General features: G+C 59.2%; 23 protein-coding genes. 17 read left to right on the top strand and 6 right to left on the bottom strand.

The genetic code is table 11. The annotated features are described in order from the left end of the window. Nucleotides 1–66 precede the first annotated feature (66 nt). Nucleotides 67–1,530 (top strand): YdiU family protein, encoded by a 1,464-nt coding sequence (locus ACFX4T_RS13865; RefSeq protein ID WP_377652429.1) that lies wholly within the window; start codon nt 67–69, stop codon nt 1,528–1,530. A gap of 31 nt (nt 1,531–1,561) precedes the next feature. Here ACFX4T_RS13865 and ACFX4T_RS13860 read toward each other — a convergent pair whose 3' ends face one another. Then, nucleotides 1,562–2,128: an NADPH-dependent FMN reductase gene (locus tag ACFX4T_RS13860; protein ID WP_377652428.1), complete on the bottom strand. Its 567-nt coding sequence runs from the start codon at nt 2,126–2,128 to the stop codon at nt 1,562–1,564. Between the two features lie 436 nt (nt 2,129–2,564). Between ACFX4T_RS13860 and ACFX4T_RS13855 the strand changes: the two genes are divergently transcribed. The 4 genes from ACFX4T_RS13855 to ACFX4T_RS13840 all read left to right on the top strand — a co-directional run bounded on the left by ACFX4T_RS13855 (nt 2,565) and on the right by ACFX4T_RS13840 (nt 6,106). Then, nucleotides 2,565–3,038 (top strand): SRPBCC family protein, encoded by a 474-nt coding sequence (locus ACFX4T_RS13855; protein ID WP_377652392.1) that lies wholly within the window; start codon nt 2,565–2,567, stop codon nt 3,036–3,038. Nucleotides 3,039–3,075: 37 nt separating this feature from the next. Next, nucleotides 3,076–3,954 (top strand): hypothetical protein, encoded by an 879-nt coding sequence (locus ACFX4T_RS13850; RefSeq protein WP_377652391.1) that lies wholly within the window; start codon nt 3,076–3,078, stop codon nt 3,952–3,954. A gap of 67 nt (nt 3,955–4,021) precedes the next feature. Next, nucleotides 4,022–5,068 carry a LacI family DNA-binding transcriptional regulator gene (locus tag ACFX4T_RS13845; protein ID WP_377652390.1) on the top strand — a complete coding sequence of 349 codons (1,047 nt, stop codon included), beginning with the start codon at nt 4,022–4,024 and terminating at the stop codon, nt 5,066–5,068. Between the two features lie 39 nt (nt 5,069–5,107). Further along, nucleotides 5,108–6,106, top strand: coding sequence for an aldo/keto reductase family protein (locus tag ACFX4T_RS13840; protein ID WP_377652389.1), 999 nt, complete (start codon nt 5,108–5,110; stop codon nt 6,104–6,106). A gap of 1 nt (nt 6,107) precedes the next feature. Here ACFX4T_RS13840 and ACFX4T_RS13835 read toward each other — a convergent pair whose 3' ends face one another. After that, nucleotides 6,108–6,416 carry a hypothetical protein gene (locus ACFX4T_RS13835; RefSeq protein WP_377652388.1) on the bottom strand — a complete coding sequence of 103 codons (309 nt, stop codon included), beginning with the start codon at nt 6,414–6,416 and terminating at the stop codon, nt 6,108–6,110. Between the two features lie 59 nt (nt 6,417–6,475). After that, nucleotides 6,476–8,080, bottom strand: a complete 1,605-nt coding sequence (locus ACFX4T_RS13830) for a cell wall metabolism sensor histidine kinase WalK (protein ID WP_377652387.1) — start codon at nt 8,078–8,080, stop codon at nt 6,476–6,478. Nucleotides 8,081–8,357: 277 nt separating this feature from the next. Here ACFX4T_RS13830 and ACFX4T_RS13825 point away from each other — a divergent pair, with 277 nt between their 5' ends. The 10 genes from ACFX4T_RS13825 to ACFX4T_RS13780 all read left to right on the top strand — a co-directional run bounded on the left by ACFX4T_RS13825 (nt 8,358) and on the right by ACFX4T_RS13780 (nt 16,647). Beyond that, nucleotides 8,358–8,744: a hypothetical protein gene (locus ACFX4T_RS13825; RefSeq protein ID WP_377652386.1), complete on the top strand. Its 387-nt coding sequence runs from the start codon at nt 8,358–8,360 to the stop codon at nt 8,742–8,744. Nucleotides 8,745–8,962: 218 nt separating this feature from the next. Then, a complete protein-coding gene (locus ACFX4T_RS13820; protein WP_377652385.1) occupies nt 8,963–9,178 on the top strand; it encodes a Flp family type IVb pilin in 216 nt (71 codons plus the stop codon). A gap of 127 nt (nt 9,179–9,305) precedes the next feature. Continuing rightward, nucleotides 9,306–9,680: a TadE/TadG family type IV pilus assembly protein gene (locus ACFX4T_RS13815; RefSeq protein ID WP_377652384.1), complete on the top strand. Its 375-nt coding sequence runs from the start codon at nt 9,306–9,308 to the stop codon at nt 9,678–9,680. Then, nucleotides 9,668–10,714, top strand: coding sequence for a pilus assembly protein TadG-related protein (locus tag ACFX4T_RS13810; protein WP_377652383.1), 1,047 nt, complete (start codon nt 9,668–9,670; stop codon nt 10,712–10,714). Before ACFX4T_RS13815 ends, ACFX4T_RS13810 begins: the two co-directional genes overlap by 13 nt. Nucleotides 10,715–10,745: 31 nt before the next feature. Continuing rightward, the gene (locus ACFX4T_RS13805) at nt 10,746–11,522 is read left to right on the top strand and encodes a Flp pilus assembly protein CpaB (protein WP_377652382.1); all 777 of its coding nucleotides are present in this window, start codon (nt 10,746–10,748) and stop codon (nt 11,520–11,522) included. Further along, nucleotides 11,519–12,715 carry a CpaE family protein gene (locus tag ACFX4T_RS13800; protein ID WP_377652381.1) on the top strand — a complete coding sequence of 399 codons (1,197 nt, stop codon included), beginning with the start codon at nt 11,519–11,521 and terminating at the stop codon, nt 12,713–12,715. The genes ACFX4T_RS13805 and ACFX4T_RS13800 overlap by 4 nt, the downstream gene beginning before the upstream one ends. Continuing rightward, nucleotides 12,712–14,217, top strand: coding sequence for a CpaF family protein (locus tag ACFX4T_RS13795; protein ID WP_377652380.1), 1,506 nt, complete (start codon nt 12,712–12,714; stop codon nt 14,215–14,217). The genes ACFX4T_RS13800 and ACFX4T_RS13795 overlap by 4 nt, the downstream gene beginning before the upstream one ends. Nucleotides 14,218–14,224: 7 nt before the next feature. Next, the gene (locus ACFX4T_RS13790; RefSeq protein ID WP_377652379.1) at nt 14,225–15,157 is read left to right on the top strand and encodes a type II secretion system F family protein; all 933 of its coding nucleotides are present in this window, start codon (nt 14,225–14,227) and stop codon (nt 15,155–15,157) included. Nucleotides 15,158–15,165: 8 nt separating this feature from the next. After that, on the top strand, nt 15,166–16,047 hold the full coding sequence (locus ACFX4T_RS13785) for a type II secretion system F family protein (protein WP_377652378.1): 882 nt from the start codon (nt 15,166–15,168) through the stop codon (nt 16,045–16,047). Between the two features lie 120 nt (nt 16,048–16,167). Then, nucleotides 16,168–16,647 carry an Hpt domain-containing protein gene (locus tag ACFX4T_RS13780; RefSeq protein WP_377652377.1) on the top strand — a complete coding sequence of 160 codons (480 nt, stop codon included), beginning with the start codon at nt 16,168–16,170 and terminating at the stop codon, nt 16,645–16,647. Here ACFX4T_RS13780 and ACFX4T_RS13775 read toward each other — a convergent pair. After that, complete coding sequence (locus tag ACFX4T_RS13775; RefSeq protein WP_377652376.1) at nt 16,644–17,414, bottom strand: response regulator transcription factor; 771 nt, start codon at nt 17,412–17,414, stop codon at nt 16,644–16,646. The genes ACFX4T_RS13780 and ACFX4T_RS13775 overlap by 4 nt on opposite strands. Before the next feature lie 213 nt (nt 17,415–17,627). Here ACFX4T_RS13775 and ACFX4T_RS13770 point away from each other — a divergent pair, with 213 nt between their 5' ends. Together ACFX4T_RS13770 and ACFX4T_RS13765 are read left to right on the top strand one after the other, a co-directional pair. Continuing rightward, a complete protein-coding gene (locus ACFX4T_RS13770; protein ID WP_377652375.1) occupies nt 17,628–19,310 on the top strand; it encodes a sensor histidine kinase in 1,683 nt (560 codons plus the stop codon). A 378-nt stretch (nt 19,311–19,688) separates the two neighbouring features. After that, nucleotides 19,689–20,519, top strand: coding sequence for a hypothetical protein (locus ACFX4T_RS13765; RefSeq protein WP_377652374.1), 831 nt, complete (start codon nt 19,689–19,691; stop codon nt 20,517–20,519). A 49-nt stretch (nt 20,520–20,568) separates the two neighbouring features. Here ACFX4T_RS13765 and ACFX4T_RS13760 read toward each other — a convergent pair whose 3' ends face one another. Next, a complete protein-coding gene (locus ACFX4T_RS13760) occupies nt 20,569–21,012 on the bottom strand; it encodes an SRPBCC family protein (RefSeq protein ID WP_377652373.1) in 444 nt (147 codons plus the stop codon). A gap of 106 nt (nt 21,013–21,118) precedes the next feature. Beyond that, complete coding sequence (locus ACFX4T_RS13755; RefSeq protein WP_377652372.1) at nt 21,119–21,907, bottom strand: phosphatase PAP2 family protein; 789 nt, start codon at nt 21,905–21,907, stop codon at nt 21,119–21,121. Between the last annotated feature and the right edge of the window lie 52 nt (nt 21,908–21,959).

Genomic DNA, 21,959 nt, shown 5'->3' with positions numbered 1-21,959 from the left:
TACTCAGCGTTGTACGGGGAGTAGGGCGAACAAGGGCATCATCGGTCAGCCCCGTATCCTTGAATGATGAGCGAAATTGCGCATCCCACCGTCGCGCTTGAGGGCTATTTCGCCCGGGACTTCCCGGAGATGGCTATTCCTTGGCGGGCGGAGGAGGCTCCTGAGCCGCAGCTTTTGGCACTCAACGAGCCCCTCGCCGTCGAACTCGGTTTTGACCTTGGTTTTCTCCGCAGCCCGGAGGGCGTTCGGTTGCTGATCGGTAATGCCCTCCCGGAAGAGGCAACCCCGGTGGCCCAGGCATATTCGGGCCACCAGTTCGGCTGGTACTCACCCCGTTTGGGGGATGGCCGTGCCCTTTTGCTGGGGGAGATCGCCGGCGCTGACGGGACGCTCCGCGACGTCCACCTTAAGGGCTCGGGGCGGACGCCCTTTGCCCGCAACGGTGACGGCCAGGCAGTGGTGGGTCCCATGCTTCGCGAGTACATCGTGAGCGAAGCGATGCATGCGTTGAACATTCCCACCACAAGGTCCCTGGCAGTCGTCCCGACGGGCCGTCCGGTTCAGCGTGAGACTCTCCTGCCGGGCGCCGTTCTGACCCGGGTTGCCAGCAGTCACCTGCGAGTGGGCAGTTTCCAATACGCCAGGGCCACCAATGACATGGATCTGTTGCGCCGTCTTGCCGATCACGCGATCGAACGCCACCACCCGTCCGCGGCGGAGGACGTCAACCGCTACCTCGGGCTTCTAAAAGGCGTCATTGCCGTCCAAGCGAAACTGGTGGCCCAGTGGATGCTCGTCGGTTTCGTGCATGGTGTCATGAATACCGACAACATGACCGTGTCTGGCGAAACCATCGATTACGGGCCGTGCGCCTTCATGGACGGCTTCGATCCGGGAGCGGTATACAGCTCCATCGATGAAACCGGACGCTACGCCTATCGCAACCAGCCGCTGGTTGCCGAGTGGAACCTTGCCCGTTTCGCCGAATCACTCGCCCCTCTTATCCATGAGGATGAAGAGCAGGCGGTGGCGCTTGCCGTCGAGGCACTCAACGGGTTCCGGCAGCAGTACAGCGCTACCTGGTTCAACTGCATGAAGGCCAAACTTGGGCTACCCGAGGGAATCGACGACGACGTTGCCTCACCTTTGGTGGATGACCTGCTTGAGCTGGTTCAAGAGTCACGTGCGGATTACTCCTCGTTTTTCCGGAGCCTCGGCAAGGCAGCCCGTGGGGAGGTTGAACCCGCGCGCGGCCAGATCCTGGACCTGGCAGCGTTCGATGCCTGGCTGGAACGCTGGCGCGCTGTGACGCCGGAAGCTGACGCCATGGACCGGGTCAACCCGATTTACATCCCTCGCAACCACTTGGTGGAAGAAGCTCTTTCGGCCGCCACGCAGGGGGATATAGGGCCAGTCGAGCGTTTGCTTGAAGCACTGGGTTCTCCGTACTGCGAAAGGCCGGGGCTGGAACTCTATGCATCGCCGGCACCGGAGAGCTTCGGGCCCTACCGGACGTTCTGCGGCACTTAGTTCTGCATTCATCTCCTACTAACCGGACGTGTCAGTGACGGATGGTTTTTAGGGCCGTTGACCACGCAAGGACTTGCTCAATGAGGACGTCCAGGTCTTCTTCCGCCGTTGCACTCGGGGTGAACGTCGTGAAACCTTCAAATTCTGTTGCAAAGGGCAGCGCCACCTGTGCCCGGACGTCTGCCATTTGGAGTTCGCCGGATATCAGGCGGAGGTTTTCCACCGCGCGCACGCCACCGGCACTTCCGTAGGAGACAAAGCCGGCCGCCTTGTTGTTCCATTCGGCGTAGAGGAAGTCGAGTGCATTCTTCAATGCCCCGGGAACGGAGTGGTTGTATTCGGCCGTGACAAAGATATAGCCATCGAATTCGGCTACGGCCCGTGCCCACGTCTTGGTGTGCTCGTGTTGATAATTCCCCATTGATGGAGGCATTGGCTCATCAAGCAGCGGCAGTTTGTAATCGGCCACGTCAAGCAGTTCGTATTCGGCACCGCCTTTGGCCGCCGCACGTTCAAGCACCCAATCGGCCACCTGCTTACTTCGCCGCCCCGGACGGGTGCTCCCAACAACAACCGCGATCTTGACCATTTCGATCACATCCTTCAAAAAGGTACTTTGAATGGACTTTTAAGTTCTCAACAATGGGGCAGGCCTCTTTCATCCACCGGAGCCGCAGTTGTAAACCTGTTCCGGAATGAACTGAAAATTGTGCCGAAGAAGGGACTTCTGCCTGCGCGCAGCGGGCCTCGTCGGGTCCTTGCCCCGTGAATAGGTCGAGGTTTAGCCTAAAAGCGGGAGCACGGTCCAGAGGTGGGCAGCAGCCTCCCTTTCTCGAGGAAACAGTCGATGTCGATCATCTCTGATCCCTACCTTCCCGGCGATTTTCCATCGCCCGGACGAAGTCCATCCGACTATCCTCAGGTGCTCCACTTTCCGGAGATCACAGCCATTCTGAACCGACGCGTACTTCAGCGCGCCTCGGATGCCTACCGCTGTCCGCTGTTTGCGGGCCGCCCCAACAATAGGAGGAAAAATGGAAACCGTTGAAGAAACCATTGATGTCGCTGTCCCAGTGCACACTGCCTATAACCAATGGACCCAGTTTGAGTCCTTTCCCCAGTTCATGTCCGGTGTGGAGGCCGTGACCCAGCTGAGTGACACCACCAATCACTGGGTCACCAAAATCGCTGGCGTAGAGCGCGAATTCGATACCGAAATCGTGGATCAGGAGCCAGATGACCGGATCGCGTGGCGCAGTACCGACGGGAAGTCCCATGCCGGCGTCGTGCGGTTCATCCGGATGGATGATAACCACACCAAAGTCAACGTCCATTTCGAGTGGGCACCGGAAACGTTCACCGAGAAGGCAGGTGCGGCCCTGAAGATCGACGAGATGCAGGTCAAAGCCGATCTGCGGAAATTCAAGGACTTTATCGAGTCCCGGGGAACAGAAACAGGTGCTTGGCGCGGTGAAGTGGAGGATAGCGGTCCGGGCGGGCAGCTTTAGAGATCACCTTCCAACGTCCACCGGAAGGCAGTATCTGATGCGAAGAGTTCCAGCGCTCGCAGTATTTGCTGTTGCCACAGTGGCTTTGGCGGGGTGTAGCGGTGGCGGGGGCAGTGCAGCAAGCCCTTCATCTGCCACTACCTCGTCGGCCTCCGCCTCGACGCCGGCCCAGGAAAAGGTCTACAGCGAGGATCAGTTGCGCGAGCTAATCTCCGGTATGAGGGATGGGGATGGCAACGAGTTCAAGCTCTATTCCAAGGCGCAGGTAGACCAGGGTGGCAAGATCGCAGACCTCCTTTTGAGCACGGCCAGCGTGGATCCCGGCGATTGCAAGGACATCGCCACGGCGGGGCTGGTAGACAAGGTTGAACACGGAGATGTTGCTTTGGCCCTGTCTGACAGTGACCAGCCGAGGTCCCTGTCGGCGCAATCCGGTAGCGAAGGTCCAGACGCAGAGAAAGTTCTCAAGGACATCAGCGGCAAAATGGACAAATGCGCAAAGTTCACTGTGAAAGCCGTGGGCCAGGCATATGAAGTCTCCAGTGAGAAATTGGACGCGAAGACGAAGGCAAACGAAACGTTCGGAACAATCAGCACCCGTTCCGGTGAGAGCCAGAAGAAGCTCATGCAGGTCTCCGCGGCCGAGGGGAGGTTGCTGGTTGTCGCCACTAAGAGTGGGGCAAGCTTGGGCGATCCCGACCAGAAGGAACTCGAAGACTTGATCAACAAGGTGCTTGAGAAAGCCGAGGGTGGTAGCGAAACTCCCAGTGAAATGATGACCGGTTCGTCCAGCAGCATGACCAGTACGGCCACTTCGTCCACCAGCATGACGGGTTCGCCGTCGACATCGACACCCACCATGAACACCTCGGAGGGCAGCGTTACTTCCTCATCGTCGCCAAGCACATCTCGTTAGACCGTCCAGTTAAGATCGCGTTCGCAAGCGCTTGCGTTAATCTTGCGTGGCGTCTACCGTCGTTCACATGTCGTCAACAGTGGATGCGGTTGCGCAACGCGCAAATGTGTCGGTATCAACAGTCTCGCGTGCCCTGCGGGATATGCCAGGTGTTTCGCAAGAGACGCGCAAGCGCGTGCAACGAATTGCCCAAGAGCTGGGTTATGTTCCCTCGCTGGCTGGTTCCCGCTTGGCAACTGGCCGCACAGGAGCCATCGCGATTGTCACTCCCAACCTCTCCAAATGGTTCTTTGGGCAGGTGCTGGCATCAGCGGGGCGGGTGCTTCGCCAAGCAGGCTTTGACGTCCTGTTGTACGAACTCGCGGACACTGCCGCGCGGGAGCGCTTCTTCGCCGGGTCGAGCCTTGCCGGGCGAGCCGATGGCGTGTTGATCTTTGCCTTGCAGCCAACTCCGGAGGAGCTGGCTACCCTTGAAGCCCAGAACTTGCCGATCGCGTTTTTGGGATCGGGAACTCCTGGCAGGTCTGGTGTCCGGGTAGACGACCACGCCGCGGGACGGGCAGCAGCCCGGCACCTTATCAATCTGGGGCACGAACGCATCGCCTTCATCGGAATTCGCGAGGCTGCGGACAGCACCTTGGGTGGCGTCCCGCCAGCAAACCGTTTGAAGGGCTACCGCGAGGCCCTGGCTGAAGCTGGGCTGGAGCCCGGCCAGGAGCTTGAGGTCCACGAGGAGAATTCAATGGCTGGCGGCTCAAGGGCCATGTCCCGGTTGTTGTGTGCGGAAGTCGCCCCTACCGCGGTCTTCGTAGCGTCCGACGAAATGGCCTTTGGCGTGCTGCGCACTCTCAAAGCAGGAGGAATCGATGTTCCGGGCGACATGTCTGTCATTGGCTTCGATAACCACGAACTCTCCGAGATTCTCGACCTGACCACCATGGACCACTCCGTCGCCCTGCAGGGGTCCGAAACCGCGCGTCGCTTGCTGGCTTTGATAACGCCCGACGCCGGTGCGGAGCCGGATTTGGTGCTGTCCGCCCAACTGATTGTTCGCGGCACTACAGCGCCGCCATTTCCCTTGCGAGGCCGGCGCACTGCCACACCACCTGCCTAAATCACACCACAATCACACTTTTTGAAAGGGACCTACCCCATGGAATATCGCAAGCTCGGCGCCTCCGGCATGTACATCAGCGAACTGGCCTACGGCAACTGGGTCACCCACGGCGAACAGATCGACCAGGAAGCGGCAACATCCTGCGTACGGCAGGCACTGGATCTTGGCATCACCACGTTCGATACTGCGGACGCTTACGCGGGAACCCGTGCAGAATCGGCCTTGGGCGAAGCCCTGAAGGGGGTCCGCCGTGAAGGCTTGGAGATCTTCACCAAGGTCTACTTTCCCACTGGTGAGGGAAAGAACGATCGTGGGCTCTCGCGTAAACACATGATGGAGTCAATCAACGGCTCGTTGCGCAGGCTCGGTACGGATTACGTTGACCTCTACCAAGCCCACCGCTACGACTATGAAACACCGCTTGAGGAGACGATGCAGGCATTTGCTGACATCGTCCGGGCCGGCAAAGCACTTTACATCGGAGTCTCCGAATGGACTCCGGACGAGATCCGGGCCGGCGCCAGACTCGCGAAAGAGCTTGGTATCGGCCTGATCTCGAATCAACCCCAGTACTCAATGCTGTGGCGGGTTATCGAGGAGGAAGTGGTTCCCACCAGCGAGGAGCTGGGCTTGGGACAGATTTGCTGGTCCCCATTGGCCCAGGGCGTCCTTACAGGCAAGTACATTCCCGGCAAGGGTGCGCCCACCGACTCGCGCTTCACCTCCGAGGACGGGACCCTGAAAGACGACCACAAATTCATGCGTCCGGAAGTGTTGGAGAAGGTCCAGGAATTGCAACCCATTGCCAAGGAAGCAGGACTATCCATGGCAGCCTTGGCCGTGGCCTGGGTATTGCAGAACAACAACGTCGCCGCGGCGATCGTCGGGGCATCCAAGCCAGAGCAATTGGTGGACAATGTCACGGCGGTGGGCGTGAAGCTTGATGCTGAACTGCTTCACAGGATTGACCAGGTTTTGGAGCCGGTGATCGAGCGGAACCCGGGCAAAGTCGAATCGTTCCTGACCCGGCCCTAAACTACATGCCATTCAGCTTCTCTTGAATCGCCGTTCGGAGCGATTCCAGATCCGGCAAGCTTCGGGGGCCGTCGGGGGTTGGATAGATCCGGCAGCTCAGCGCGGGCTCGCCGAGGACCGGAAAGAGGTCCTGATCGTCGATCTGGAACGTGGGGGAGCCGTGGAAACCGAGCAAGGCTGCTTCCTCCTCGGAGTCCACCACTAAGTGCACCATGCCGGGAATCCCGGCCAACCTCAGTGCCCGCTCGAAGAGCTGCTGAGCGGCCGCAGCATGCGGACATTCAGGAATTGTCAGCAACTCAGCGCCCATACTCGATTATCCAACGCGCGGTCTGCACTGGAGCCTGCGGATCAGGAGCAAGTCTGCAGCTAGCGCGGAACTGTGACCGTCACGGTGGTGCCGGCCCCTGGCCGGCTGTTCAACCCGATCGTTCCACCGTGGGCTTCGATGATTGCCTTGCTGAGGGGCAACCCCAGGCCGGCCCCGGGTATTGCTGATTCCATTGCCTGATCGGCCCTGAAAAACTTGGTGAAGGCCTCGTCTTGTTCTTCTTCGGTCATGCCGATTCCGTGATCCATGACAGAGAGTTCTACCTCGCCGTTATTTCCCCGCAGACCGATGACCACCTGGGTGCCTTCGGGAGAGAACTTGATGGCGTTGGATAGCAATTGGTCAATGGCTTTGGAGAACTGGCCAGGGTCAACATCTGCCGCTACGTTTCCGTGGATTCTCATAGCAATGGTGATGCCCCTTGCAGCAGCCGCTGGCTTGGCGTTCCTCACCGCCTCCTGAAGCAATTCGGAAACGTTGGTGGGCCGGCGACGCAGTTCGAGGTCTTCGGAGGCGACAAGCAGCAGATCGTTGACAAGTGTTAATAGGCGTTCCGCGTTCCGTTCGATGATGCCCATGAACGCAGGATTTGGCTGACTGTCGAGCATTTCCAGGTAACCAAGGATGGACGTTAGTGGCGTTCGAAGTTCATGGGACACCGTGGCAACGAACTTATCGCGGGCCGTTTGCGCCTTTAGCAGGGCTGTGACGTCAGTGAAAGCGATGATGGAACCCTTCAACTGGCCCGCTTCCCCGAGCAGGGGACGTGCGGCGGCCGAAAAAGTCCGTTGCTTCTCCCCATCGCCTACCCGGACAAGTCTGTTGGTGAAGCTGGCCCCTCGAACGGCCAGATCCGCAGGATTGTTCCGTTCTTCGTCGGACGGCTCAGTCACTACAGTGAACGGGTTCGCGGCGTTCGTCGACTCTTGAACCCACGAACGGTCGGCCCGAAGGCGACGGTTGGTAAGAATGTCGGCACCATTTGCGTCCATGGCCCAGACACCAACGTTGACCGTTTCCAGGACTGTATCCAGGAGTTGGGCGTGTTCTTTGGTAGCACCATGGAGACGCACCAGTTCGCGATCCTTACGGTCCAGCCTCTCGCCATGTTTGATCAGCCCGCGGGCAACAGCATGCCCGGAGAGGGCCAGACCGGCCATGATGGCGGGGAAGATAATCATGCGGATCAGCTCTGACCGTTCAACCTCGTGCCCCAGCACGAATGGTGAAGCAACGGTCGCGCAAAGGGGTGCCAGGATAGCCACGGCCACGCGGATCTTGCTGGCACTGACTGACAGCCAGATCACAGGGAAAGCCATGGCAAGCCCCACCACGCTGAGCACGGGACCGCCGACCTCGCGCAGGAGGCCCACCGCGAGACAATCCAGCACCGGGATGAAAACGAAGCTCCACATGGGAAGACGGTTCCATGGAAGAACGACGCATGCCCCCAGGATCACGACCTGCAGGAGAAGGACCGGGAAGAAGGCCGGGTGTAAGAGGCTTGCGGGATTAAAGAGAACCGCCAGAAAAACAATGAAGGCCACCGTGGCCACCAATGGCAGCTGGCATAAGACAATCGCCTTGCGCGCTCCGATTCTGCTGAAATAATCCTCCAGCGGTAAGAAAACGCTATCCCCCATAGCCAAGCACCTTCCATCCCCCGGGATCTGAAAAAACAAGCCCTGCTGCCAGCATAGTGATTTACAGATGAGCTGAGACAAGGCGGCGGCACGTAAGCACAGGAATTTGTGGAAAGTCCTGCCCTCCAAGACCAAGTACCCGGCAAGCAACCGAGTAGTCGGGCCTGCCGGAAACGAGTACTCACTACTCGTGACGGGTACCTCCTGCAGCCGATTCAATGGAGCACAGAGGATCTGAAATGACGTTTTGTTGGAGGGGATTACGTTGAGTACAGGAATGGAATCGGCAGCAATGTTCGCAGGGTCGCTGCCCGGGCTTCTCCTCATGTCCGTGGGACAAATAATGGTAGTGGTGTGCCTGTGCTTCGATATGGTGCGTGCGCTTTCCATACCCAGTTCACGCCCCCGGTACGTGGCGAACACGATTTTCAGGACCTTGGCGGTGCCTTCCATCATGGTCATGGGAATCTGCGCGCTCGCTCAAGCCGTGAGCTGGTCTTGGATTCAGGTGGCCATGAGCATGGCCGTGCTGGTGATGATCATCTTCCGCTGGCACTACAACAAAGACGAAGATAACTGGTGGAAGGGCAAGGGCAAGAAGTTGGCCCGTTGGGCGCGTAAGCAGCTCTCACCACCACCCGTGGTTGCGCCTGCAATGGGCTGACGAAAACTCAACAATGAGGCCGTGCCGATGGTGGCGCGGCCTTATTTTTGTGTGGGCAAAGCCCGGGAATTCCTAGGATTAGCGCAGGAAATGCGCAGGTTCCAGAGGCTTTCCACAGGAAGTCCCAAGGACTCCGCAATGGGCTATTTTCCGTTGCTACGTTGTTAGGGAGCTGGTATCGGGCCAGCCCAAATCCCCAACTCGCTCAGGAGTTTGAAATGCTTGTTTACCTCTCCAACATCGCATCCCGTGGCCGTCGTGACGAGACCGGCGCCACCGCCGTCGAATACGGCATCATGGTTGCCCTCATCGCAGTGGTCATCATCGTAGCGGTCAGCCTGCTCGGTACCACCCTCGTTGACACGTTCAACAGCACGGCTTGTAGCGTCAGCGGCGGTACCTGGGACGCGACCGCCAAGTCTTGCACGCCCTAGCTGGTTCGCAGGAGGCATCGGGTGGGTGGGCGGGAAAAACTCCCACCCACCCGATCTCCTTACCTTCAGGTTTCCTTTCCTGATTCCAATTAATCTTCCGCGAATGTGCAAAACGAAAGGAACATCCATGGAAAGGGCTTCAGAACGGGGGGCTGTAGCAGTGGAATTCGCGGTGTTGGCACCCGTGCTGGTGCTCCTTGTCCTCGGAATCATGGAATTCGGGAGGGCCTACAACGCTCAGGTCTCGCTATCAAATGCAGCCCGCGAAGGCGTGCGCGTGATGGCAATCTCGAATGACGTATCGGCGGCCAGGACTGCGGCCAAGAACGCAGCCGTTTCCCTGAACCCCAAGCTGCTTGATTCGAACTTCACCTTCAGCACAACCAGCTGCACCTCCGGCGCCCAGATGTCAGTAACCATCAAGTACACGCTCAGCACCCTCACGGGGATCGCCGGGCCGTTCTCGATGAAGGGCGTAGGAGCCATGGTATGTGGCGGATAAAAGCTCGCGACAACGATGAACCCCGCGACAACGGTGAACGCGGTGCCGTCGCGGTCGTCATCGCCCTGATACTGGTGGTGCTGCTCGGATTTGCCGCCCTTGCTGTGGATGCGGGAATGCTGTATTCCGAACGGGCACAAGAACAGAACGCATCCGATGCTGCGGCGCTGGCAGTTGCACAAAAATGCGCAATCAGCACTAGTGACCCGAATTGCTCGGGAACGTCCGCGATCGCCAAGGACCTGGCTAACAAGAATGCAGTGGACGGTCAAGGCAACATCAACTCAGTCAACCTGGACCTGCCTAATCGGAAGGTGACTGTGTCTGCCGGGGCCAAGCAAACCGGGGGAGGTTCGAACTCGGTCTCGCTCTTCTTCGCTCGCGCCCTCGGCATCAGTACGGCGAAGGTTTTGACCTCGTCGACTGTTCAGTGGGGTAGCCCCCTCACCGGTACTACGCCGTTCCCTCTCACGTTTTCCATATGCCAGGTGAAGGGACAGGTGGGCGGCAGCCCGCAGCTTCTGCAGGCTCACGGCACCGGTGCCAACCCCAGCTGCAACTACGGGCCTTCAGGTGCGGCAGTAGAGGGCGGATTCGGGTGGACCGTCCAAAATCCAGGGTCTTGCGGCGGCTACATCGATCTCTCGGTCAACGAGGGCGGCAGTGCACCGGGTAATAGCGTCCCCAATAACTGTGCAACCACACTCCAAAAGTGGGCTAGCACGATCAACGCCGGCAAGGACATTATTGTTCTCCTTCCTATTTTCGACGCCGTAACCGGCACAGGAAGCGGGGCCATTTACCACCTGATCTCATTCGCGGCCTTCAAAGTCATCGGGTGGAAGTTCACCGGCAACACAAGCCTGCCGGACACGTTCCGCAACGCCAGTCCCTACGTGTCTTCAGCGCTTTCCTGTACAGGAAACTGTCGCGGAATCATCGGGACTTTCGTCAAGTATGTATCGCTGGCCGACGGCTACACGTTGGGACCGGTTAGCCCCTACGGGGCCACCATCGTTCGACTGACCAACTAGCACTTTCCATTCATCAGCACAGGAGTAAGAAGTGAAATCACGCCTATTGGCAGGATCGGCAGCAGCCCTGCTGGCCGTCGTCGGGGTGATCCTTGTCTTCACTTACGCTCAGGGCGCCGATAAGAGGGCCGTTCAAAATCTTGCGCCCGTTGATGTTTTGCTCGTCAAGGCGCCGATTCCTGCGGGCACGCCTGTCGAAGCTATGACGAGCTCCGTGGCCGTACAGCAGGTTCCGGCGTCGGCTGTCCCTGCGTCTGCGCTCCACACGCTGGGCGATTCTGCAGGCAAAGTCGCCGCAGTGGACCTGGTTCCTGGAGAACAATTGGTGGCCGAACGCTTGGTTGCGCCGGAGGATTTGAAAACCACTGGAGACGTAAAAGTGCCTGCCGGCCTTCAAGAGGTCTCTTTCCAGCTGGAGCCCCAACGAGTAGTGGGTGGCCGGTTGGTCCCCGGTGAGCACGTTGGAATCTTCATTTCCATGACCACGGGCGGAATCGAGGCAAAGCCGGACAAGGAAACCACCGAGTTGACCGTCCACAAAGCCCTCGTGACTGCTGTTCAACGTGCTCCGGAAGCGGCGGCCGAGAAGCAGCCGAACCCAAGTCCCAGCCCCGGTTCGCCTGAAGCTGATCCCAAGGACACCGCCCTTCCCACCGGATCCCTGCTGCTGACGGTGGCTGTGAGCGATGTGGATGCGGCCAAGATCGTGTTCGCATCGGAGTTCGCCAAGATTTGGCTGAGCAAGGAGCCTACGGAAGCCCAGGAGAACGGCCCCAGGATCATCCAAAGGAGCGAGGTCTACAAGTGAGCCGATTCGTTCTCATCACTCCGAGCGCCGAATTCGACCAGCGGCTGCGTCAAGCCGTTGCCGGCGGACTCCCCGGCAGCGTGCAGACTTTCTTTACGAACATTCTGCCGGCAGACCCGGCTGAGCTGTTCGGCGCACTCAACCAGGAACCCCTGGAGGTGCTCATTCTGGGACCGGACGTACCTGTGGAGGACGCGCTGCGCTTGACCACGGTACTAAATGTGCAGGTGCCGGAATTGAGCGTCCTCCTTGTTACCGATCCGGGGCCGGACTTCATCCTCCAGGCCATGCGGTCCGGGATCCGGGACATTCTGAGCCCAACCGCGGATGTGGCCGACATCCGGGTGACCCTGGAGCGTGCGTGCCAGTCTTTCGCGACCCGTCAGCGAACCGTGGAACCTAAACCAGCCGGCGCACCCAGAGGCATGGTGATCGGCGTCTTTTCTCCCAAGGGTGGCGTGGGTAAAACGACAATTGCCACAAACATCGCAGTTGGACTCGGGAAGATTGCACCGATGGGCGTAGTGATCGTCGACCTGGATCTCCAGTTCGGCGATGTCGCCTCCGGACTGTACCTCAATCCGGAGCACACCGTCACGGACGCCGTTACTCCGTCTGCCAGCCAGGATTCGCTGGTTCTCAAGGCCTTCCTCACCGTCCATCCGGCCAGCATCTATGCTTTGTGCGCACCCAGGAATCCCGAAGAGGCGGATGAAATTACTCCGGACCAGGTAGCCCGGCTCTTGGATCAGCTCGCCGAAGAATTTCAGTACGTGGTGGTGGACACCGCTCCTGGTCTTCCTGAAATTGGCCTCGCAGCGCTGGAACACTGTACCGATGCAGTGTGGGTGACCGGCATGGACGTTCCAGGCGTTCGAGGCCTTCGCTCTGGTTTGGATATCCTGCGTAGGCTGAACCTGCTTCCGGAAGCGCGCCACGTGGTGATCAACATGGCCGATTCCAAGTCCGGGTTGTCCGTCCAGGACGTTGAATCAACAGTCGGGGCCCCCGTCGATATCAGCATTCCCCGCTCGAAAGCCGTAGCGCTCTCCACCAATCGGGGGATACCTGTACTTCAGGAGGCGGCGAAGGATCCGGCAGTCAAGGCCTTCAATCATCTTGTCCAGCGCTTCAACCCCGCGTGGCGGAACACGACCCAGCGGAAACTCCACAGGAGGGTGGTAGTCCAGTGAAGCTGTCTGAGCGTTTGCACGACGCCGAGGAAATGGCCCAGCCATCGGGTCCAGAAGTGCAGGCAGTCGTTGCCGGGTCAAAACCGACTTTTACCCAAGCCGTGCTGCAGGCCAAGCCAAATCTGCAGGCCAAAGCATCGGTTGCGGCAAACCACACTTCAGCCAAACTCAACGATCTTCCGGACTCGCCAAGGCTCCGGACCCAGCAGCCGGTGGATGCCTTCGCTGCGCTCAAACGACGGGCCGCGACGGCGTTGTTCGAGCGGCTGGGCGCGAGGTTCAATGACTCATCGTTGAGTGAGCAGGAGCTGCGGACTGCTGCCCGCGAAGAGCTCATCAAGATCATCGACGCTGAGCAGGTACCGCTCTCTCCTGAGGAGCGCAGCCGTCTGGTGGCGGACGTGGCTGACGACGTCCTGGGCTATGGCCCACTTCAACGCCTTCTGGATGACCCGGATATCACTGAAATCATGGTCAACAGAATGGACCAGATTTACGTCGAACGGCGAGGCAAACTGACCCTTACCGAATCCGCCTTCAGTTCGGAGGACCATCTCAGAAGAGTCATCGAACGCATCGTTTCCAGGGTGGGGCGTCGCATCGACGAATCATCCCCGCTCGTGGACGCGCGACTGGAAGACGGCTCACGTGTCAATGCCGTGATTCCACCCCTTGCTGTTGGTGGTTCATCGCTGACAATCCGTAAATTCAGCAAAGTGCCCTTGACCATCAGGAATCTGATCGATTTCGGCACGCTCACCCCTGAAATAGCCGAACTCCTTAATGCGTGTGTCAAAGCGAAATTGAACATCATTGTTTCCGGAGGTACTGGAACCGGTAAAACCACGCTTTTGAATGTCCTATCTTCCTTCATTCCCGAGGACAACCGAATTGTGACCATTGAGGATGCCGTAGAACTGCAGATCCAACAGCAACACGTGGTCAGGCTGGAGAGCCGGCCACCCAACACAGAGGGCAAAGGCGAAGTCACCATCCGGGAGTTGCTCAGGAATTCACTGCGTATGCGCCCGGACAGGATCGTAGTTGGTGAGGTCCGCGGTGGAGAGTCGCTGGACATGCTGCAAGCGATGAATACCGGCCACGACGGCTCGCTCTCCACCGTCCACTCGAATTCTCCCAGGGACGCCGTAGCCCGTCTGGAGACGCTGGTTCTCATGGCCGGGATGGACCTGCCGCTGCGCGCCATCCGTGAGCAGATTGCCTCCGCAGTGAATCTCATTATCCAAATTTCACGACTTCGCGACGGTACGCGACGGATTACTCACGTGACCGAGGTCCAAGGCATGGAAGGCGACGTCGTCACCCTCCAGGACGCCTTTATCTTCGATTATTCCGCGGGGGTCGACGCGCATGGCATGTTCCTCGGCCGGCCTGTGGCTACGGGCATCCGTCCACGATTCATCGATCGCTTCGAAGACGTGGGAATCCGTGTCCCTCCAGAGCTTTTCTCCGCTCCACTGACATCCACCCCGAGGACTTGAGTAAGCCATGATGCTGTTTGCCGGGTTGACCTTGATGTTGTCAGCAATTGTTGCCTTCGGGATAGCAGTGATCTTGCCAAAAGCCCCCGAGGTTCCGCTGGACCGGAGGCGGCCCTACCAAGTAGCCGCCGGCTCGGGACTGGCTCGCTTTACGGGGTCCGCGACCGATGTAATTCACGCCTTCCTGACGCGTCGCAATGTCCGGCTGTTCAACCGCGAAGCACTTGAGAATGCCGGCATCCGGATGAGCCAAGCGGATTTCGTCATCATGGTCATTGCCGGCGCGTTCGTGGGCGCTCTCATCGGACTAATTGTTGGTGGCGTCATCGTGGCGATTCTCTTCAGCGTCATGGCGCCGTTCGTGGCTCACCTTGTTATCAAGTTCCGCGCAGGCAAGAGACGTGACAAATTCGAAGACCAGCTTGGGGATACCCTCCAGCTTCTTTCCGGAGGCTTGCGGGCCGGCCACAGCATACTTCGCGCCATTGATGCTGCTGCGGCGGAGTCCGTGAGCCCGACGTCGGAGGAAATGCGCCGAATCATCACCGAGACAAGTTTGGGCCGCGACCTTCAGGCCTCCTTAAATGACACTGCCGAGAGAATGCGGAGCGAGGATTTCGTGTGGATAGCCCAAGCGATCCAGATTAACCGGGAGGTGGGTGGAAACCTCGCAGAAGTGCTTGACCAGGTCAACGAGACTATTCGCGAACGCGGGGAGATCAAGGGCCACATCAAGTCCTTGGCAGCCGAGGGGAAGTTCTCGGCCTACATCCTCATGGCGCTTCCTGTGGGCATCGTCCTCATGCTGATGGTTGTCAACCCCGGCTACATGAACGTGATGTTCACGCATCCGATCGGCTGGGGTCTGATCGTGCTATCAGCCATCCTCATGACCATCGGCGGTCTGTGGATGCGCAAGATCATCGACTTGAAGTTTTGAGGTGAATCTTGAACCCCCTTCTGCTCATGTCCCTGCTTTTGGTCCCGCTACCGAGTGCCTACTTCGCGTGGTCAATCCTCGCAGCCGACCGTAAGACGCCCCGGGCCGTCCGGGAGCTCCTCACGCGCGGTCAGATTGCTACCGAAGTGGAGGAGCAAAGGCGAACCGGATTGTTGGAGCGCCTTGGCTATAGGCTTACTCCCGGGAGCTACGTCCAGAAGCTGGACAGGTTGCTGTCCTTGGCAGGGCGGCCCCCGTCGCTTCCTTTGGGACGTGTCCTCGCGGCCAAGCCTGCGCTTGGACTCTTGGGTGCGCTTTTCGGTTTGTTCATCACCACCAGCAGCCCAAGTGGACTCATCAGGCTTGTGGGAATCTTTGTGGTCCTGCTGGGCTACTTCATTCCGGATCTGATGCTCTACAGCAAAGGACAGGAAAGGCAGAAAGCCCTCCAGTTGGAACTCGCCAACACCATGGACCAAATGCTGATTTCGGTCGAGGCCGGCCTGGGCTTCGAAGGGGCAATGGCCCGCGCTGGAGAAAACGGCAAGGGCCCGCTGGCGGAGGAGATCGTTCGAACGCTCCAGGACATGCAGATGGGACGGAGCCGCAGGGAGTCCTATCTGGCCTTGGCTCAACGAACCAACGTTCCTGAACTCCGCAGCTTTGTACAGGCCGTGATTCAGGCTGATACGTATGGTATTGCCATCAGCCGGGTGTTGAGGGTTCAGGCAAAGGTTATGAGGGTGAAGCGGCGTCAACGAGCCGAAGAGAAGGCGATGAAGCTGCCAGTGACAATTCTCTTTCCCCTGCTGTTCTTCATCTTTCCCGTCCTGTTCATCGCCATCCTGGGGCCAGCTGCGATCAACGCAATAATGACCCTTAGTGGTTGATTAGTGAAATTAGCATTTGCCGTAATAAATAAAGGATCAGAAAATCAGGTGGGTGTTAGGATTTGCTCAAGATCAGCGCAAGATCGGTATAAGTCCAAATTCAGGAAGTACCATCGAGTTATGTTCAGTTCAGATTTCAGCGATATCAACGACGCCGCGGACCCCGGCCACGCCAGGCTGCCGGTCGAGCCCGGCCGGGCGGACAGCGCGCGGCTCGCTGGGCATCCGATACTGGACCTCGCAGAATTCCAGGTTTTTGAGGATCAGCTGGACAATCCCCGGATTGCACGTTCCTTCGCCAGCGACTTCGCGAAACTCTGGCGGGTTAGGTACCAGACTCTCGCGACCGCCGTCGAACGCGGTGACGTGGCTGCGGCCCTGGACGCCATCCTGAGCCTGAGGACATCGTCCTCCATGCTGGGCGGCACTCGCCTCGCGGTTCTTGCAGCGCGAGTGGAAGAGCACGTAAACAATGGAGACCTGCGCAGTGCACAGCCGCTCCTGAACGACCTCTCGGAATGCGGTGAACTCACCGTGCAGGAACTGAAGGCAAGCTACGTACTCAGGAATGCAAGTCCAGAGCCGGATCCATCTGTCTAATCCGGTCTTTTCGGAGCCAGCATATAGCCGACGCCCCGAACGGTCTGCAGGAAGCGTGGAACCTGCGAATCCTCGCGAAGCTTTCGACGGAGATTACCAATGTGGGTCTCAACGGCCCGCTCGTCGGCTTCGCTGATATAGGTGTCGTCGTCGTAGTAATCACCGCGGGCAGCACGAACAAGGTCAGCCCGCGTCCGCACCTCTCCAGGGTTGCGTAACAAATCGAGGAGGATATCGAATTCGCTTCTCGTCAAAGTCAGGGGAGAACCACTGAGCGAAACGGCGCGGGACTTGTAGTTCAGTGTCAATCCATTGTGTTCGATCACGGCGTCATTCCGCCGCGGCTCAACCGAATCTACGCTGGAGACGGACTCAGGCAACGACAGCCCGACGCCGACACGGGGCCGCCGCATCATCGCAGTAACCCTTGCCCTTAGCTCGCGTGGCAGGAACGGCTTTTTCACGTAGTCGTCCGCACCCGTCAGGAAAGCGGTCAGAGTGTCCGGTTCGTCTTTGCGCGCGGTGAGCATGACAACGTAGGCATCGCTGAATTGTCTGATTCGCCGCAAAACCTCGTGACCGTCCATGTCTGGAAGCCCGACGTCCAGTGTCACCGCCACGGCGTGATGATGTCGGACAACTTCGACGCCTTCGCGTCCAGTGGCGGCGGAATGGACCACAAAACCCGCCTCTTTTAGGATGGCGCCCACCAAGTTCCGGACGTCTTCGTCATCCTCAATGACTACAGCAACCCCAGGCTCGCTCATTGATTCCCTCGAGTCGGCGCACATCCCCGCAAGCCCAGCGCAAAGCGGGAAGCGTCACCCAATACGTACGATACAAGCATTCATGTTTTATAGCACCTAATATGTGCAATATGCGCCGTCCCAACGTTCCGGTTTTACGCTCCGCCCCCCGCTCTTCCCGGAATCGGCGCGAAACGATATTTGGTCCGTGTCCCCCAAACGAAGGATTCTGCCTTGACTGAGCAGCCTTTGCTTCGCACAGCCGCCCGCATCTTTAGAAAACTTACGCCCAGGGCTCGGGTAGCCGTCTGCGAATTGCCTTTGACTCTGGTAGTCGGAGGATTGTTCGTCTCTGCCCCTGCCCTTTGGCCAAATCTCATGCAGAACGGGTTGTTTGTCACCGGAATCATCATGCACGGGATCCTTTTCGTGAGCTGCTTCCTGGTACCGTGGGAGCGCCTTGCGCCAAGCGCAAGCCTGGCCATTCCGGTCCTGGACCTGGTTGCCCTCGCATTCACGCGAAGCGGTGCCTATGGCTCGCTGCCAGGCCTCGTGGTTCTCGCACTTTTTCCTGTGATCTGGTTATCCGCCTCAGGTCTGCGAACCAGGTCCAGCCTTATCATCAGCTTCCTGGGTCCCCTCATAATTGCCCTCCCTCCCTTCATTTCGCACTTGCCAAAGCCCCCATCGTCGGACATGTTCTCGGTTATCGTCTTGCCCCTGGTGATGTTTGCTGTTGCACTCACCATTCGGCTCTCCGGCTCGAATGCAAGGATCCAGCAACAGCGTGTCAGGCAGCGTGACCAAGCTTTGCGGCAATTGCTGGCGGCGAGCAGGGATCGCGAAATGTTGCTTGGAACGATCCTGGACACAATCGACGTCGGAATTGTCGCCGTCGATTCCAAGGGCGAGACGCTTTTGACCAACAACCAACAAAAAGAATTCCATCGCGTGGCAACTCCAGCCCTGTCCGGAGCAGCCCACACCCGGGACGAGCTTTTGATCTTTGGCCAGGATCGGCTGACACCGCTTCCGCCCGAAAAGAGCCCCACTCAAAGGGCAGCGCAGGGGGAGACGTATTCGGATTACCTTGTGTGGTTCGGTACAGGGGCAGAACAGCGGGCCATTTCCACAGCCGCACGCAGCATGAAATATGGCGTCGACGAAGGGTTCGGCGGAGCTGTGATCGTGTTTCGCGACGTGACCGACGTTGTCCAGGCCCTCGCGGCCAAGGATGAACTGGTTGCCAACGTTTCGCACGAATTCGGATCCCCACTAACCTCGATCCTGGGCAACCTGGATTTGGTGCTCCGCGGGGATGAAGAGCTCTCGGATAGGGCGAGGACCCGCTTGGAAGTCGCCGAGCGCAATGCGGAGCGGCTCCGCGTTCTGGTGGACGATCTGCTTATGTCAGCCGCCGCAGTGGAGAGTATTCACCTGCGGCGTACAGACGTCGCCGGCCTGGTTGAAAACAGCTTGGTTTCAGCCCATGCACAGGCCGATTTTGCCAATGTGGGCCTCGTGGCCGATGTACCTTCACCGCTGTGGGCCGATGCAGATCCTCTGAGGTTGGGACAGGCCCTGGATAACCTCGTGTCCAATGCCATCAAGTACTCCCCGGGTGGCGGACGGGTGACCGTGAGGGCCGCCCGGAACGACGGGTGGATCCAGCTGGAAGTTCAAGATACCGGCATGGGTATGACCACCGAGGAGACGTCGAAGATTTTCACGCGGTTCTTCCGGACAGGTGCTGCTCGGCAGGCTGCCATTCCAGGCGTAGGCCTGGGTCTGTCCATCACCAAGTCCATCGTGGAACGGCATGGCGGCAGCATCACCTGCACAAGCAAACCGGGCAGAGGCAGCACCTTTACGGTGTCGCTTCCGGCTACGCCATCCGAGGAGAACATGAAGGCATAGGCCCGATCAGTGCATGAAGCCGCTACCGTCCCAGTCGCGGTCGTACTTACCGCACCGAGTGCATCTTCTATAACGGCCGCTGCCATCTTCTGCCGATTCCACGTGCCAGGCGTGACTCAAGTTCAGTTTGCACATGAGCATCTTGAGCATGGCGCTCTCCGTTCCTAAGCACGGGCAACCTCGCAAACCGTGATTGCTTGGTGTCCCCTCAGTTTAGGCGGCGCGCCTTTTCCATCGGTAGGCCAAATTGCGTTCAGGCGTGCCCGGAAGATGTCCTGAAAAGCCCATGATGTTCGGGCCCGGTGTCGTAGTGTAATGCGTAGCCGGGCCAGTTGCTGAAGAACGCGCGATGCCGGTTACTTTCACGTGGGGGAATCAATGACGAATGACACGGATGGTCCGGCATACGGTCAGGCGGACGTGCCGGAGATACCGGTACAGCAGGCGCAGCCGTTTGCGCCTCCGGGCGGGCCTCCATACGGGTCGCCGCGGCCCTTTGCAGCACCAGCCGCAGTGCCTGCGCCACACCAGTACCAGCAGCCACCATTCCAGCAGCTACCTTTGCCGTACCAGCCCTACTATCAGCAGCAGCCATTCCAACATCCGGGCTTCGGACCTCCACCTTTCCCGCAGAACCCTCCGCGGGAGAATTGGTCCAGCGGTTCCACGAAGCGCTTCAGCCCATCGTTTTGGATCGTGGGCGCATTGCTTGCCCTACTTGCCCTGGCCAATGCTGTAACGGGGAATGGCGAATCGATCCTGATCTTCATCGGCCTGGGAGCTTCGCTCACTGGTCTCTATTCGCTCATTTTCAAGAGGCCCTCTTGGGCTGCGCTACCAAGCAAACGGGCCGCGATAGTGGTTGCCGTCGCGGGAGCGGTATCACTTTTCCTGGGCGTGGTTGCGGCCGGGACTGAAGCCGCTCGTGATGCGGCCATTGCCGCTGCTCGACAAGCTCCGAGCACCATTCAAGGCGGAAGCATCCAAGACGGGACCGTCCAAGACGGGACGTGGATTGTTGGGAAGGATATCGCCCCGGGAACGTACCGAACCACGCATGAAGTCTCACGCTCCTGCTCCTGGCAAATCACGCGCCCGGGCAGCATTGACAGCTCCGAGGGAGCTGTCACTAGCGGATTCCCAGTGGTGAAACTGGTTCGGGGCCAGAGGTTCATCACCGAAGGCTGCGGAGGCTGGGCGAAGCAATAGGCTCTGCCCAGCAACGGCTTGTCCGCGGACTACTCAACCCCGAGGGCTGCTATCCGTCCGCCTCGAGCCGTTCCTTGAGCCGCTTGTGGCTCGCTGGGGCACCCCGTGCCGCGAGCTGACGTACGGCGGGCACGAGGGCCTTGCCGAGGCCGTGCCCCTCGAAATCGAGCTCGAACGTCACCCGGGACCGTGCGCCGTCGTCAAGCGGTTCGACGTCGATGCTCGCGTGAGGGCGAATCGGGCCGTCAACCCCATGTGCGGCGAACCGATGGGGCGGCTGGTCCTCCGTGATCTCCTGCGTCATCGTGCGCTTGTTGGGTCCGATCCGGCGGGTGGTGGTGAACCGCGATCCGACCTTCCTGCCGCCCGCGCCCTCGAAGTGCACCTCCAGGACGTCGCCCTGCCACTCCGGGAAACGCAGCGGGTCGCTCGCGTACGCAAAAACCTCATCTGGTGGGCGGTCGATTTCTATGGTGTGCGTGAGTGCTGACATGGCTCCTCCTTCCTCCATCGTCTCTCAGCCCAACCGAATTCGATCCGGCGAATATCACTCAACTCTTATGGACTTGCCCAAGAAAGACCACGTGATCAAGCTGCAATCAGCTGCGCTTTTTCGCAGCCATCTCTTCCGGCCCGGGCAGCGCCTTGGTGGTGCGCCACGTGTCCAAGGCAATGACTGCGGCCAGCACAATCAATGACAAAGAGACGGAAGCGAGGACATCCGTCAGCCAGTGGTAGCCGAGGTAGAGCCTGCTGACGGCTTGGGTGGCGATCCCCGCGACGGCGGCGCTGAAGCCCGCAATGACGGCACCTATCTTCCGGCGGCGCGAAAAGACGAGGAATGCTCCGACAAGAAGGAAGTCGGATGCGCCGAGTACGTGGCCCGACGGAAAAGAGTAGGTGCTGTCAGCGCCAAGTACCATCAGATCCACAGGCGGTCTTGGCCGTTCGACCAACCGTGTAATGACCTGGGCGAGGATCACGCCGGTCAGCATGGCCCCGGCAAGCAAGAGGGGTCGCCAGAGCTTACGCGCCCTGAGTATCCAAATTCCGGTCACGGCCGCCACGATGATGGGCATGACTATTGGCCCAAAAATGGTGGCAAGGACACCCATCACGGTTGTCGCCGTCGGTGAGCGTTGGCTCACGAACCACGAGCTGACTGAGCTATCCACCGTGGCCAGATCTATTTTTTGCTGTACTTCGGCGAGGATGAGGAAAAAGGTTCCGGCGCCAACCACCGCGAGGACAACCGCGATGACGTAGAGGACCTTTTGACTCCGCGGTGCAACGTATCGTTCCGGGATGGTGAGCTTGTCGTGAAGGACCCCGGATGTGTCTCCAGGGTCTCCGGGTGCGTTCGACGGCGGTGTGTCCGGGATGGGCATAACAAAGGATATCCGTTGCAGCGGCCAAGGGATGGTCTCGCTGGGGATCCAG

The sequence above is a fragment of the Paenarthrobacter sp. YIM B13468 genome (assembly GCF_042788025.1).
GTDB lineage: Bacteria > Actinomycetota > Actinomycetes > Actinomycetales > Micrococcaceae > Arthrobacter > Arthrobacter aromaticivorans.
Note: the sequence above shows the minus strand (reverse complement) of the source record. Positions and strands in the feature narration are given on the sequence as shown.